Genomic DNA, 12,040 nt, shown 5'->3' with positions numbered 1-12,040 from the left:
CTCAGCTGAGCTGGGCGATGATCTCGCGCGCTTCCTGCTGTTGCCCGGCGTTACCCTCGGCCAGTACCTCGTCGAGGATGTCCCGAGCACCTTCCGGATCGCCCATGTCGATGTAGGCACGCGCCAGGTCCAGCTTGGTGGCGGTCTCGTCTTCGCCGGACAGGAAGTCGAAGTCGTCCAGACCATCGCCCCCGGTGGTGCCGCTGGTGGTCTCCGCATCGAACTGGCGGGAGGCCTCCTGCAGGCGGGCGGCGAATTCCTCGTCGCTTTCGCGCTTGGGCGCCGGCTGCTCGTCGTCGAAGTCGGACAGATCGAAACTCGCGGGCAATTCGGCGTCGGTCGTCGAGGTCGCCGGCGGCGCCAGCGGCTCGTCGAAGGCCGAGCCGGCACTGGAATCCGCAAGAGGCTCCTCGTGCGCCAGGTCGCCCTGCCGTTCGAATTCGCTGAAGTCCAGGGCGAAGTCGTCGTCCTTGGCGGCGGGAGTCGCCGCCGGGGTGGCCGCGGGTTCGGCATCGAAATTCAGATCGAAGTCGAAATCGTCGCGCGGGTCGGCCGCCTTGGCCTGAGCATCGGCGAAGGCCTCGCCGAACAGCGGCTCCTCGGCCGGACCGGCAGGCTGATGACCCTGGGTGTCCTCGCTGCCGAAGTCATCCAGGGACAGATCGAAGTCCTGGCTGTCTTCGGTGGCCGAGAAGCCCTGGTTGCGGGATTGCTCCTCGCTCAGTTCGTGGGCGGCGGCCAGGGCAGCCGCGCCGACCGCAGCGGAGGCTACCGCGACGGTGGCCATGGCCGGATATCGCGACTTCAGGTGCTCGACCGCCGGCTGGGCGCCGCCGATCTCCTTGAGTTCGCGCTCTTCGCGCTGGAAGCCGTCCTTGTCGCCCATCTCGGCATAGACTTCCATGAGCTTGAGGCGCAGATCGGCGCGATGGGGCTCCTGGTCGCTGGCCTTCTTGAGCACCTCGGCCGCCTGGCTGAAGCGACCATAGGCCATGTAGATGTCGGCCTGACCCAGGGCATCGTCCTGGGCATCGGCGTCTCGTGCGGCGTCCTGGGTACCCTGGTTCAATTCCAGGCCGGCGAGCGCGTGGTGATCACCGAGTTCGGGATCGGCGTCGAACACCGTATCGCTGCGCGCGGCTTCGGCGTCGCGCTCACGCTCGGCCTCCTTCACGGCATTGCGGCGCGAGTTGATCATCAGCAGCACCAGCAGCGCCAGTAACGCGCTGCCGCCGATGATGCCCAGCCACAGCGGATTGCTGAGGATCTCGTCGAGGAAACTGTTGGTGGCCTCGGTCGGCTCGGTGGCCGGGGTGCTCGGCGTGACCGGAATGACCTTGGGCTCGCTGGCCGCGGGCGGCGCCGAGCCGGTACCCGCCTCGCTGGCGGGCGGCGTGGTGGCGGGCGCAGGGGTGGCCTCGACCGGTGTGGCCGGGGTCGCGGCCGTCGGCTCCTGAGGCGCCGGCGTGGCGGTGTTCTCGGTCGGCGCAGGCGCGACCGGCGCCGCGGCTTCCGGGGTCGCCGGCGGCTGGGCCGGCTGGCCCGCAGCCTGCGGATTGGCCATGTTGGCCTGCATCCGCGCCAGCTGGGCATCCTTGAGCTGCATGATCTTCTGCAGCTTGTCGAGCTGCGACTGCAGATCGCCCAGTCGGCTCTTGAGTTCTTCGTTCTCGCGGCGGGTGGTGTCCAGGCTTTCCTGGGTTACCGCCAGGCGATCGGCGAGGGACTGGTCACCGCCCTTGCCACCGGCGGACTCGCCCGCGCGCCCGGCCGGCTGACCGGAGAGCAGCTTGAGATTGTCCCTGGGGGCGGCGGCGGCCGGCGCCTCGTTGCCGCTCGGCTGGGCGGAGGCATCCACCTGACGGCGCGGCGTACCGGCTGGCGCGGCGGTGCCGCCCTGCTTCCAGGCGCGGGTCTGGCGAGCGATCTCGGCGACCGCCTCGCGCTGGGGTCGCGTACCGGCCTGGGCCTGATCGGGCAGGCGCAGCACCTGTCCGCTCTTCATCAGATTGATGTTGCGATCGATGAAGGCGTCGGGATTCAGATCCTGGATCGCCAGCATGGTCTGGTCGACGCTGACGCTGGAGGCAGGGCGATTGCGCGCCGCGACTTCCCAGAGGGTGTCGCGCGGCTCGGTGGTGTAGGTGCCAGGCGTCTGGGTCGCACTCGGCGCCACCGCGGCTGGCGGCGTGGCCGGACGCGGTGCGCTCGGCGTGTTGGCGCGTGCTCGCGGCGTGGCCGGGACCTGGGGTGCGAAAGGCGCGGCGGCGGCCTGCGGGGTATAGAGCGGCGGATCCAGCAGCACGGTGTACTCGCGCAGGATACGGCCGCTAGGCCAGTTCACTTCCAGCAGGAAGTTGAGATAGGGCTCGCGCACCGGACGCGCCGAGGTCACGCGGATGACGGTGCGCCCGTTGCGCACCTCCGGGGTGAACTTGAGGTCGTTGAGAAAGAAGGCACGGTCGACGCCGGCCTTGCCGAACTCTTCGACGGACGCCAGATTGGGGCGCAAGTCGGCGGTGCCGAGGTCACGCAGGTCCGACAGATCGATGGTGGCATCGAAGGGCTGATTGAGGGCGGAGTTGAGGTGGATCTCCCCCAGGCTGAGCGCCTGGGCCGCGCCAGACATCAAGGCGCTCGCCGCTGCAATTGCCCGCACCAGTTTCTGAACTCGAACCATGACCGTCCCTTTTTAGAAGCTGTCGATCGCGCCACCGTGCGGGCGCCTGTGTCCATCGCTGCGTGCCACGTCCACTGCCCTTTTACTCAAGCCAAAAGGGCGAAGCATTTCACGAAGTATCTTTTAGGCCGACTGTTTAAGCAACAATTCGGCCAGCTGAACGGCCGTCAGTGCCGACAATCTGACATTGTCCGCCACCAGCCAGCATTCCAGCCGTCGCGCATCCCGCGGATGTCGCCGTACTCGCCCCACCAGCACCTCTTCCCGCCCCAGGGCATCGCCGACCGCCGACGGACAATCGACGTCTTCGTCGAGCGCCAGACCTGGCTCGTCACCCAGGGCCTCGAGCACCTGCTCCAGCTGCCATTGCTCCTTGCCCCTCAGACTCAGCGCCAGGCTGTCGCCAAAGAAGACCGGGGCCTGCAGGGCCGTGACATCCAGCACCGGCAAGGTCGCTCCCAGCACCTGCTGACATTCGTCCAGCAGGCGATGTTCCTGGGCAGTATAGCCATCCGCGGCCGGTGCACCGGTGCGACCGAGCAGATTGAAGGCTAGCTGGCCTTCGAACAGCCGGGCCTCCACCGGGCGACCATTGAGCAATTCGGTGGCCTGCCGCGCCAGTTCCTCGACGCCGCCACGGCCGGCGCCGGAGGCTGCCAGGCAAGCGGTCAGGGACGCATCGGTGAGCGCATTCAGGCGGGCCAGCACGGCGGCCACGCTGGCGGCGGCCTGGGCAGCCGCCAGGGGCACGCCGAGCCAGGCGTTCGCCGCGAGGCTGTCCAGGCGTTCGCCATTGATGCGCGGCAGTACGGACAGCGCGGCGGAGGCGCCGCTGAGATCGAGCACGGCGCAACCAGCGGCGGCCAGTTGCGGCCTCAGGCTTTCCACCACGGCGGCGGGCACGGCGAGGATGGCGATGCCGACCTGGGCGAAATCGAAGCCTTCGAGCCCGGTGACGCGCAGGTTGCTGCCTCGGAAGGGCAGATTCTGACCCGCCGACTCACCGCTGGCGAGCAGGTGCAGCCGCCCGAGGGGCACGTCGCGCTCGTCGAGGAGTTCACGAATGGCTTCGCCGTAGGCGCTGGTGGCGCCGACGAGGGCGATATCTCTGGCAGTCATGATGAGGCGTCCGCAACGAAAGAGGGCCGCACTTTACTGGCGGCCCTCCTCCCTAAGCAAACGTTTAGCCGTCGACCTACTGTTCCAGCAGGATCCGCAGCATGCGCCGCAGCGGCTCCGCGGCGCCCCACAGCAGCTGGTCGCCCACGGTGAAGGCGCCCAGGTACTGGGAGCCCATGTTCAGCTTGCGCAGGCGGCCGACCGGCACGCTCAGGGTGCCGGTGACGGCAGCCGGGGTCAGGTCGCGCATGCTGACGTCGCGGTTGTTCGGCACCAGCTTGACCCAGGGGTTGTGCTGGCTGATCAGACCATGGATGTCGGACAGCGGCACGTCCTTGTTGAGCTTGATGGTCAGCGCCTGGCTGTGGCAGCGCATGGCGCCGATGCGCACGCAGATGCCGTCCACGGGAATCGGATTCTTGAAGCGACCGAGGATCTTGTTGGTCTCGGCCTGGGCCTTCCACTCTTCGCGGCTCTGGCCGTTGGGCAGTTCCTTGTCGATCCAGGGAATCAGGCTGCCGGCCAGGGGAACGCCGAACTGTTCGGTGGGGAAGGCTTCGCTGCGCAGGGTCTCGGCGACCTGGCGATCGATGTCCAGAATGGCGCTGGCCGGATCGGCCAGGCTGTCGGCGACGGCGGCATGGGTGGCGCCCATCTGGCGGATCAGCTCGCGCATGTTCTGCGCACCGGCGCCGGAGGCAGCCTGGTAGGTCATGGCGCTCATCCAGTCCACCAGACCGGCTTCGAACAGGCCGCCCAGGGCCATCAGCATCAGGCTGACGGTGCAGTTGCCGCCGATGAAGTCCTTGCGGCCATCGGCCAGGGCCTGGTCGATGACGCGACGGTTGACCGGGTCCAGCACGATGACGGCGTCATCCTGCATGCGCAGGCTGGAGGCCGCGTCGATCCAGTAGCCTTTCCAGCCGGCCTGGCGCAGCTTGGGGAACACCTCGCTGGTGTAATCGCCGCCCTGGCAGGTGAGGATGACGTCGAGGGTCTTGAGCTCGTCGATGCTGTAGGCATCCTTGAGCGGCGCCACGCCCTTGCCAATGGCCGGGCCTTCGCCGCCGACGTTGGAGGTGGTGAAGAACACGGGCTCGATCAAGTCGAAATCCCGCTCTTCGAGCATGCGCTGCATGAGCACGGAGCCCACCATGCCACGCCAACCGATCAGACCTACACGTTTCATCGCTACTGCACCTTTGTTGTCTTGAGGACGGCCGCCTCCCCTGGCGGCCGATCAGATTAACGCCTAACGAGCGCCGCTACTACTGCTTCGCCCATCTCGCGGGTACCGACCCGCTGCTTGCCTTCCGACCAGATGTCGCCGGTCCGCAGGCCCTGGTCCAGCACCTGGCCCACCGCCGCCTCGATGGCCTCGGCCGCCGCGGCGGCACCAAAGGTGTACCTGAGCATCATGGCCACCGAGAGGATGGTGGCCAGCGGGTTGGCGACGCCCTGGCCGGCGATGTCGGGCGCCGAGCCGTGGCAGGGTTCGTACATGCCCTTGTTGTGCGCATCCAGGGACGCCGAGGGCAGCATGCCGATGGAACCGGTCAGCATCGAGGCCTCGTCGGAGAGGATGTCGCCGAACATGTTGTCGGTGACGATGACGTCGAACTGCTTGGGCGCGCGGACCAGTTGCATGGCGGCGTTGTCGACGTACATGTGGCTGAGTTCGACGTCCGGATAGTCCTTGGCCACCTCCTCCACCACTTCGCGCCACAGGCGGCTGGATTCGAGCACGTTGGCCTTGTCCACCGAGCACAGCTTGCGGCCCCGCAGGCGGGCCATGTCGAAGCCGACGCGGGCGATGCGGCGGATCTCGCCTTCGCTGTACGGCAGGGTATCGAAGGCCTGGCGCTCGCCGTTCTCCAGCACCCGGGTCTCGCGCGGCGAGCCGAAGTAGATGCCACCGGTCAGCTCGCGGACGATGAGGATGTCCAGGCCGGAGACCACTTCCGGCTTGAGGGTCGAGGCTTCGGCCAGTTGCGGATAGAGGATGGCCGGACGCAGGTTGCCGAACAGGCCCAGGGCGGAACGGATCTTCAGCAGACCGCGCTCGGGACGGATGTCGCGCTCGAGCTTGTCCCACTTGGGACCGCCCACGGCGCCCAGCAGCACGGCGTCGGCGGCGCGGGCACGCGCCAGGGTCTCATCGGCCAGGGGTACGCCGTAACGGTCGATGGCGGCGCCGCCCAGGTCGTCATGAACCAGTTCGAAGCCGAGGTCATGGTCGCGGTTGACCGCTTCCAGCACCTTGACCGCCTCGGCCATGATTTCCGGACCGATGCCGTCGCCCGGCAGGATGAGGATCTGCTTGCTCATTGTCTTTTCCTGTTCCAAATCAGATGGGCTGGGCCCAGAGAACCATGACGTCGACGGTGAAGGAGCCGTCGCGGTCGATTTCGAAATACTGGCGCACTTCCTGGCCGATCTTGCTCTGCAGGCTGCGGATGGCCTGGCACTGTGGCTCGGGGGTGCGCATGCGCGCAGTCCAGCTGGCGAAGTCCAGGCGCAGGCGCTGGCGACGGCAACGGGTCACGCCGAGGCGCGCCATGTCCAGCAGGCGGTGCCACTCGGCGAAGGAATAGTTACGCACGTGGCTGATGTCGCGCAGGATCTCCACCGTCTGCAGGTAGGTATCCAGGCGCGGGTTGGCTGGCGAGATCACGTCGATGATGGCCATCTCGCCGCCATGGCGCAGTACCCGGCGCACTTCGCGCAGGGCAGCACCGATGTCGCGCCAGTGGTGCGCCGAATAGCGGCTGAAGACGAAGTCGAAGCTGGCGTCGCCAAACGGCAGGTGCTCGGCCATGCCGGGCTGGACGCTGATGTTGTCCAGGCCCTGCTCGGCCGCGCTGCGCTTGACCACCGAGAGCATTTCCTCGGCCAGGTCCAGGGCGACAACCTGCCCGGCCACGGGCGCCACGTTGTAGCTGACGTGACCGCCACCGCAGCCGAGATCCAGCACCTTGGCGCCTTCGCGCTGGGCCACGGCGTCGCGCAGTTCGAGGAGTTCGGCGCCCTGCGCATGGACGGCACTGGTCAGATAGGCCTCGGCGGTGGCGCCGAATTGCTGCTGTACGTGTTGCTCGTGGTCACCGCTCATGGAGCCTCCGGAAAGAGCGCCGACCTCGCGGGCCGGCGACTGGGTTCAGGCGCTGGGGAACATCCAGGGACTGCTCTGGCGATAGCGGTCTTCGAAACTCGCGATGGCGTCGGCATCCTGCAGGGTCAGGCCGATGTCGTCCAGGCCATTGAGCAGGCAGTGCTTGCGGAAGGCATCGATCTCGAAGGACAGCGCCACGCCATCGGGACGGCGCACGGTCTGGCTCTCGAGATCGACCACCAGCTGGTAGCCCTCGCTGGCTTCGACCTGGCGGAACAGCTCGTCGACGTCGGCATCGCTGAGGATGATCGGCAAGAGGCCGTTCTTGAAGCTGTTGTTGAAGAAGATGTCGGCGAAGCTCGGCGCGATCACCGAGCGGAAGCCGTAGCCATCCAGCGCCCAGGGCGCGTGCTCGCGGCTGGAACCGCAGCCGAAGTTCTCGCGGGCCAGGAGGATGCTGGCGCCCTGGTAGCGCGGCTGGTTGAGCACGAACTCGGGATTCAGCGGACGCTTGCTGTGGTCCTGGCCGGGCTGGCCGACATCCAGGTAGCGCCACTCGTCGAACAGGTTGGGGCCGAAGCCGGTGCGCTTGATCGACTTCAAGAATTGCTTGGGAATGATCTGGTCGGTGTCGACGTTGGCGCGATCCAGGGGTGCGACCAAACCGGTGTGCTGGGTAAAGGCTTGCATGGTCAGGCTCCTCAGGCGTTGGCGAAGTCGCGGACGTCGACGAAACGACCGGCGATGGCGGCGGCGGCGGCCATCGCCGGGCTCACCAGGTGGGTACGGCCACCGGCGCCCTGGCGGCCTTCGAAGTTGCGGTTGGAGGTGGAGGCGCAGTGCTCGCCACTCTCCAGGCGGTCGGCGTTCATCGCCAGGCACATGGAGCAACCCGGCTCGCGCCATTCGAAACCGGCTTCGATGAACACCTTGTCCAGGCCTTCACGCTCGGCCTGGGCCTTGACCAGGCCGGAGCCCGGCACCACCAGCGCCTGCTTGAGGGTGGCGGCGACCTTGCGGCCCTTGGCCACGGCGGCGGCGGCGCGCAGGTCCTCGATGCGGGAGTTGGTGCAGGAGCCGATGAAGACGCGGTCCAGCACGATGTCGGTGATCGGCTGGTTGGCCTTGAGGCCCATGTACTTCAGGGCGCGCTCGATGGAACCGCGCTTGACCGGATCGGCTTCGCGAGCCGGGTCCGGTACCTGCTGGTCGACGGCCAGGACCATCTCCGGCGAGGTGCCCCAGCTGACCTGCGGCTTGAGCTGGGCGGCGTCGAGTTCGACCACGGTGTCGAAGTGGGCATCGGCATCGGACACCAGGCCGCGCCACTGGGCGACGGCGGCTTCCCAGACGGCGCCAGTGGGCGCGAACGGACGGCCCTCGACGTAGTCGATGGTGGTCTGATCCACCGCGACCATGCCGACCCGGGCACCGGCCTCGATGGACATGTTGCAGATGGTCATGCGGCCTTCCATGGACAGGGCGCGGATGGCGCTGCCGGCGAATTCGATGGCATGGCCGTTACCGCCGGCGGTGCCGATCTTGCCGATGACGGCGAGCACGATGTCCTTGGCGGTGACGCCGAAGGGCAATTCACCCTCCACCAACACCCGCATGTTCTTCATCTTCTTGGCCACCAGGCACTGGGTGGCGAGCACGTGCTCGACCTCGGAGGTGCCGATGCCATGGGCCAGGGCACCGAAGGCGCCGTTGGTGGAGGTGTGGGAGTCACCGCAGACCACGGTCATGCCGGGCAGCACGGCGCCCTGCTCCGGGCCGATCACGTGGACGATGCCCTGGCGGACGTCGTTCATCTTGAACTGGGTGACGCCGAAGTCGTCGCAGTTCTCGTCCAGGGTGCGGACCTGGATGCGCGAGATCTCGTCCTTGATGGAGTCGAGGCCTTCCTTGCGATCGGGGGTGGTCGGCACGTTGTGATCGGGGGTCGCCAGGTTGGCGTCCAGGCGCCAGGGCTTGCGGCCGGCCAGACGCAGGCCTTCGAAAGCCTGGGGCGAGGTCACTTCGTGGATGATGTGGCGGTCGATGTAGAGCAGCGCGGAACCGTCGTCGCGCTGCTTGACCAGGTGCATATCCCAGAGTTTGTCGTAGAGCGTCTTGCCAGCCATGGATCGATTCCTCATCAGGCGTGGAACGGCACGGGCCTTTGCATGCCCTTGGTGCTTGTGGGGTCAAAGATACCGCGCTAGGCTCGCATGAAACAAATTCATCTTTTTCATGAAGCGCATAACTAACAGGAATTCGACGTCTTGGATCTCGCCAATCTGAATGCCTTCGTCGCGGTGGCCGAAACCGGCGGCTTTTCCGATGCGGGCGAGCGGCTACACCTGACCCAGCCAGCGGTGAGCAAACGCATCGCCGCCCTGGAGCTGCAGCTGGGACTGCGGCTGTTCGATCGCATCGGGCGCGAGGTCAGCCTGACCGAGGCGGGACGCGCCCTGCTCCCCCGCGCCTACCAGATTCTAGGCGTGATCGATGACACCCGGCGTGCCCTGACCAATCTCAATGGTGCCATCGGCGGGCGGCTGACGCTGGCGACCAGTCACCACATCGGCCTGCACCGGCTGCCGCCGATCCTCAGGCGCTTCACCCGGGACTATCCCGACGTCGCCCTGGATATCCGCTTTCTCGATTCGGAAGCGGCCTACGACGAGATCCTGCATGGGCGGGTGGAGCTGGCGATCATCACCCTGGCACCCCAGACCGCGGCGCCGATCAAGGCGGTGCCGGTGTGGAGCGATCCGCTGGATTTCGTGGCGGCGCCCGAACATCCGCTGGCGAACCAGGCGGAGGTCACCCTGGCCGACGTGGCGCGGCATCCGGCGGTGTTTCCCGGTGGCAACACCTTTACCCGGCTGATCGTGCATGGGCTGTTCGATGCCCAGGGACTGACACCCAATATCGCCATGAGCACCAACTACCTGGAGACCATCAAGATGCTGGTGTCCATCGGCCTGGCCTGGAGCGTGCTGCCGCGCACCCTGCTGGATGACCAGGTCCGCCGCCTGCCGTTGCCAGGGATTCAGCTGGAACGCCGGCTCGGGTACATCCTGCATACCGAGCGCACCCATTCGAATGCGGCGCAGGCGTTCATGGGGTTGCTGGATGAGGCGGGTTGAGCCGTGATTGGGGACTAGCCGTGCCTGAGATCGCGGCCATGGGCCGCTCCTACAGGCTGGTTCCGTACGCATAGATACGTAGCGTGGAGACGGCACAGCCTTTTCCGCAAGGGGGGTTGATGGCGAGGGGCGCCCTCACCCCCAACCCTCTCCCCAAGGGAGAGGGGGCTGTCCGAGTAGGGGTTCAGCTCCAACAGCGCGGGCTCGACCTGGGCTAGATGTCTTTATCGCGGCCATGGCGGTCCGCCGATGCGGCCGCTCCTGTAATTTGGCCTGTGCTGTAGGAGCGGCCCATGGCCGCGATAACGATATTCGCCGGCAACCCTATCCCTTCTTGAGCTTCTTCAGGCGTTTCCTGGACTTGTCGATGACTTCCTTGCGCTCCTTGTCCTTCAATTCCTTCCAGCCCTTGATCTCTGAGCGTTTGCGGCCACATCCCTGGCAGACTTCGTCCTTGATCTTGCACTGGCTGATGCAGGGACTTTCGACCTTACCCACGGCAACCTCGGAAATGAAAAAGGCCCTGCAGTATAACCACTGCAGGGCCCTGTCCAGCGCCATCCGGCAGGATGGCGGGCTATGGGGGCGATTTAGAAAACCGCTTGAACCTTCAGGCCGCCGACCACGGCATTGTCGACTTCACGCACGCCACCCGGGCTCTTGATGTACTGGATGTTGGGGCGCACGGTCAGCCAGTTGGTCACGTGCACGCCGTAGTAAAGCTCGGCGTCGTACTCGTTGTGCTGCAGGGGCGTGTAGGCCGGATCGTCGTAGTCGGTGGCACCGGCGGCCTGGTTGAGGGCGCGCTGGTTGTCGCGGAAGTCGCTGTTGGTGCTGATGCGCGCGACGCCGAAGCCGATGTCATCCTTGGGACGACCATCGAAGGGGCCCTTGTACACCAGGCCGGCCTGGACGTAGTTGCTGACCTTGTTGACGTCCTTGGCATGGGCGGTGAAGTTGGCGAAGACCGACAGGCCGCGACTCGGGTCATCGTTGTGCGCGGTGATCTGCTGACGCGCCACGACCCAGTAGCCGTGCTTGCTGGAGTGCTCCTTGTAATCCAGCCCGGTGAGGGCGGCGGAATTGCCGTTGACGTCTTCGTAGACGTCGTTGGCATCGGCGGTGCTGTAGTAGTAGCCGACGCGGTATTCGCCCGGCAGGCCGTTGACCTTGGGCGACCAGACCATTTCCACCGGCAGGACCGCACCCTTGGTGCCGCTGCCGTTGAGCTTGAAGCCGTTGCCGGTTTCCAGCAGCGACGGATTCTGCTCGTAGGCGCCGACCTGGACGAACAGCTCGGGGGTCAGGCTGTACTTGACGCGCAGGGCCCACTGGCTGACCGGCCAGTTGTACCAGACGCCTTCCCAGTTGCCGACCTGGGAGCCGCAGAACGCCAGGTTCTGGAAGTCGCACTCGAAGGAGTTGAAGTCCTCGCCCTCGCCGAAGCGACCGGCCTTGATGTCCAGACGGCCATCGAAGAAGCCCTTGGACAGCCACAGCTGGGTCAGACGCCAGGTCTGACCACGGCCATAGACTTCCTGCACCGAGGAGTAGCCGCCGACGCGCGGATCGGTGATGCGGTCGTCGGTCAGGTTGCGGCCGTCGCGGGAGGTGATGGCCAGCTTGAACACCGAGTTCTCCCAGCCGGCGATCTTGTTCATGTCGCCCCAGAGACCAAACATGTACTGGGAGCTCCAGCGCCCGGTGCGGTCGTCGTCATAGCCGCCACGCAGATTGGTCGCGCCCTCGCCGACGTATTCGAGCTTGATGTCCCAGCCCTTGTCGCGCAGGTCCTTGCGCACGCCACCCCAGTCACCGGTCATGGTGTTGCCCAGCGGCTCGAAGGCGGCCTCGGTGTTGTTGACGCCACTGAAGTTGCCGCCCGGGTTGGCCTGGGGCGCCGCCTGGGCACCCGCGGCGACCGCCAGGGCCAGCAGCGACACCAGGGGCAGTGCGCGCCCCGGACGATTCTTGTGGTTTTGCTTGTTCATT

10 protein-coding genes are annotated in these 12,040 nt (G+C 66.5%); 1 reads left to right on the top strand and 9 read right to left on the bottom strand.

All coding sequences use genetic code 11. From position 1 onward, the window contains the following. Window position 1: 1 nt before the first annotated feature. The 7 genes from PSEK12I1_RS0114970 to leuC all read right to left on the bottom strand — a co-directional run bounded on the left by PSEK12I1_RS0114970 (window position 2) and on the right by leuC (window position 9,037). Window positions 2-2,680, bottom strand: coding sequence for a FimV/HubP family polar landmark protein (locus PSEK12I1_RS0114970; RefSeq protein WP_027602051.1), 2,679 nt, complete (start codon window positions 2,678-2,680; stop codon window positions 2-4). A 123-nt stretch (window positions 2,681-2,803) separates the two neighbouring features. Beyond that, entirely contained in the window at window positions 2,804-3,799 is a 996-nt protein-coding gene (locus PSEK12I1_RS0114965; RefSeq protein WP_027602050.1) for an aspartate-semialdehyde dehydrogenase, read from the bottom strand. A 76-nt stretch (window positions 3,800-3,875) separates the two neighbouring features. After that, window positions 3,876-4,988 carry an aspartate-semialdehyde dehydrogenase gene (gene asd / locus PSEK12I1_RS0114960; protein WP_007158663.1) on the bottom strand — a complete coding sequence of 371 codons (1,113 nt, stop codon included), beginning with the start codon at window positions 4,986-4,988 and terminating at the stop codon, window positions 3,876-3,878. 56 nt (window positions 4,989-5,044) lie between these two features. Beyond that, window positions 5,045-6,127 (bottom strand): 3-isopropylmalate dehydrogenase, encoded by a 1,083-nt coding sequence (leuB, locus tag PSEK12I1_RS0114955; protein ID WP_027599659.1) that lies wholly within the window; start codon window positions 6,125-6,127, stop codon window positions 5,045-5,047. 19 nt (window positions 6,128-6,146) lie between these two features. Continuing rightward, a complete protein-coding gene (locus PSEK12I1_RS0114950) occupies window positions 6,147-6,911 on the bottom strand; it encodes a class I SAM-dependent methyltransferase (protein ID WP_027599660.1) in 765 nt (254 codons plus the stop codon). Between the two features lie 45 nt (window positions 6,912-6,956). After that, window positions 6,957-7,601 (bottom strand): 3-isopropylmalate dehydratase small subunit, encoded by a 645-nt coding sequence (gene leuD, locus PSEK12I1_RS0114945; RefSeq protein ID WP_027599661.1) that lies wholly within the window; start codon window positions 7,599-7,601, stop codon window positions 6,957-6,959. Between the two features lie 11 nt (window positions 7,602-7,612). Then, window positions 7,613-9,037, bottom strand: a complete 1,425-nt coding sequence (leuC, locus tag PSEK12I1_RS0114940; protein ID WP_027602049.1) for a 3-isopropylmalate dehydratase large subunit — start codon at window positions 9,035-9,037, stop codon at window positions 7,613-7,615. 141 nt (window positions 9,038-9,178) lie between these two features. Between leuC and PSEK12I1_RS0114935 the strand changes: the two genes are divergently transcribed. Next, window positions 9,179-10,048, top strand: coding sequence for a LysR family transcriptional regulator (locus PSEK12I1_RS0114935; protein ID WP_027602048.1), 870 nt, complete (start codon window positions 9,179-9,181; stop codon window positions 10,046-10,048). A gap of 324 nt (window positions 10,049-10,372) precedes the next feature. Here PSEK12I1_RS0114935 and PSEK12I1_RS23835 read toward each other — a convergent pair whose 3' ends face one another. Then, the gene (locus PSEK12I1_RS23835) at window positions 10,373-10,546 is read right to left on the bottom strand and encodes a DUF1289 domain-containing protein (protein WP_007158669.1); all 174 of its coding nucleotides are present in this window, start codon (window positions 10,544-10,546) and stop codon (window positions 10,373-10,375) included. A 92-nt stretch (window positions 10,547-10,638) separates the two neighbouring features. Next, window positions 10,639-12,039 carry a carbohydrate porin gene (locus tag PSEK12I1_RS0114925; protein WP_007158670.1) on the bottom strand — a complete coding sequence of 467 codons (1,401 nt, stop codon included), beginning with the start codon at window positions 12,037-12,039 and terminating at the stop codon, window positions 10,639-10,641. Window position 12,040 lies beyond the last annotated feature (1 nt).

Source organism: Pseudomonas sp. MOIL14HWK12:I1 (genome assembly GCF_000510705.1).
In the GTDB taxonomy this organism is placed as follows: Bacteria; Pseudomonadota; Gammaproteobacteria; order Pseudomonadales; family Pseudomonadaceae; genus Chryseomonas; species Chryseomonas oryzihabitans.
Note: the sequence above shows the minus strand (reverse complement) of the source record. Positions and strands in the feature narration are given on the sequence as shown.

Excerpts from the sequence above, each read along its gene's own strand:
- leuC (WP_027602049.1), bottom strand. The coding sequence starts at position 9,037 with ATGGCTGGCAAGACGCTCTACGACAAACTCTGGGATATGCACCTGGTC.
- PSEK12I1_RS0114970 (WP_027602051.1), bottom strand. The coding sequence starts at position 2,680 with ATGGTTCGAGTTCAGAAACTGGTGCGGGCAATTGCAGCGGCGAGCGCC.
- leuB (WP_027599659.1), bottom strand. The coding sequence starts at position 6,127 with ATGAGCAAGCAGATCCTCATCCTGCCGGGCGACGGCATCGGTCCGGAA.
- PSEK12I1_RS0114950 (WP_027599660.1), bottom strand. The coding sequence starts at position 6,911 with ATGAGCGGTGACCACGAGCAACACGTACAGCAGCAATTCGGCGCCACC.
- leuD (WP_027599661.1), bottom strand. The coding sequence starts at position 7,601 with ATGCAAGCCTTTACCCAGCACACCGGTTTGGTCGCACCCCTGGATCGC.
- PSEK12I1_RS0114965 (WP_027602050.1), bottom strand. The coding sequence starts at position 3,799 with ATGACTGCCAGAGATATCGCCCTCGTCGGCGCCACCAGCGCCTACGGC.
- asd (WP_007158663.1), bottom strand. The coding sequence starts at position 4,988 with ATGAAACGTGTAGGTCTGATCGGTTGGCGTGGCATGGTGGGCTCCGTG.
- PSEK12I1_RS0114925 (WP_007158670.1), bottom strand. The coding sequence starts at position 12,039 with ATGAACAAGCAAAACCACAAGAATCGTCCGGGGCGCGCACTGCCCCTG.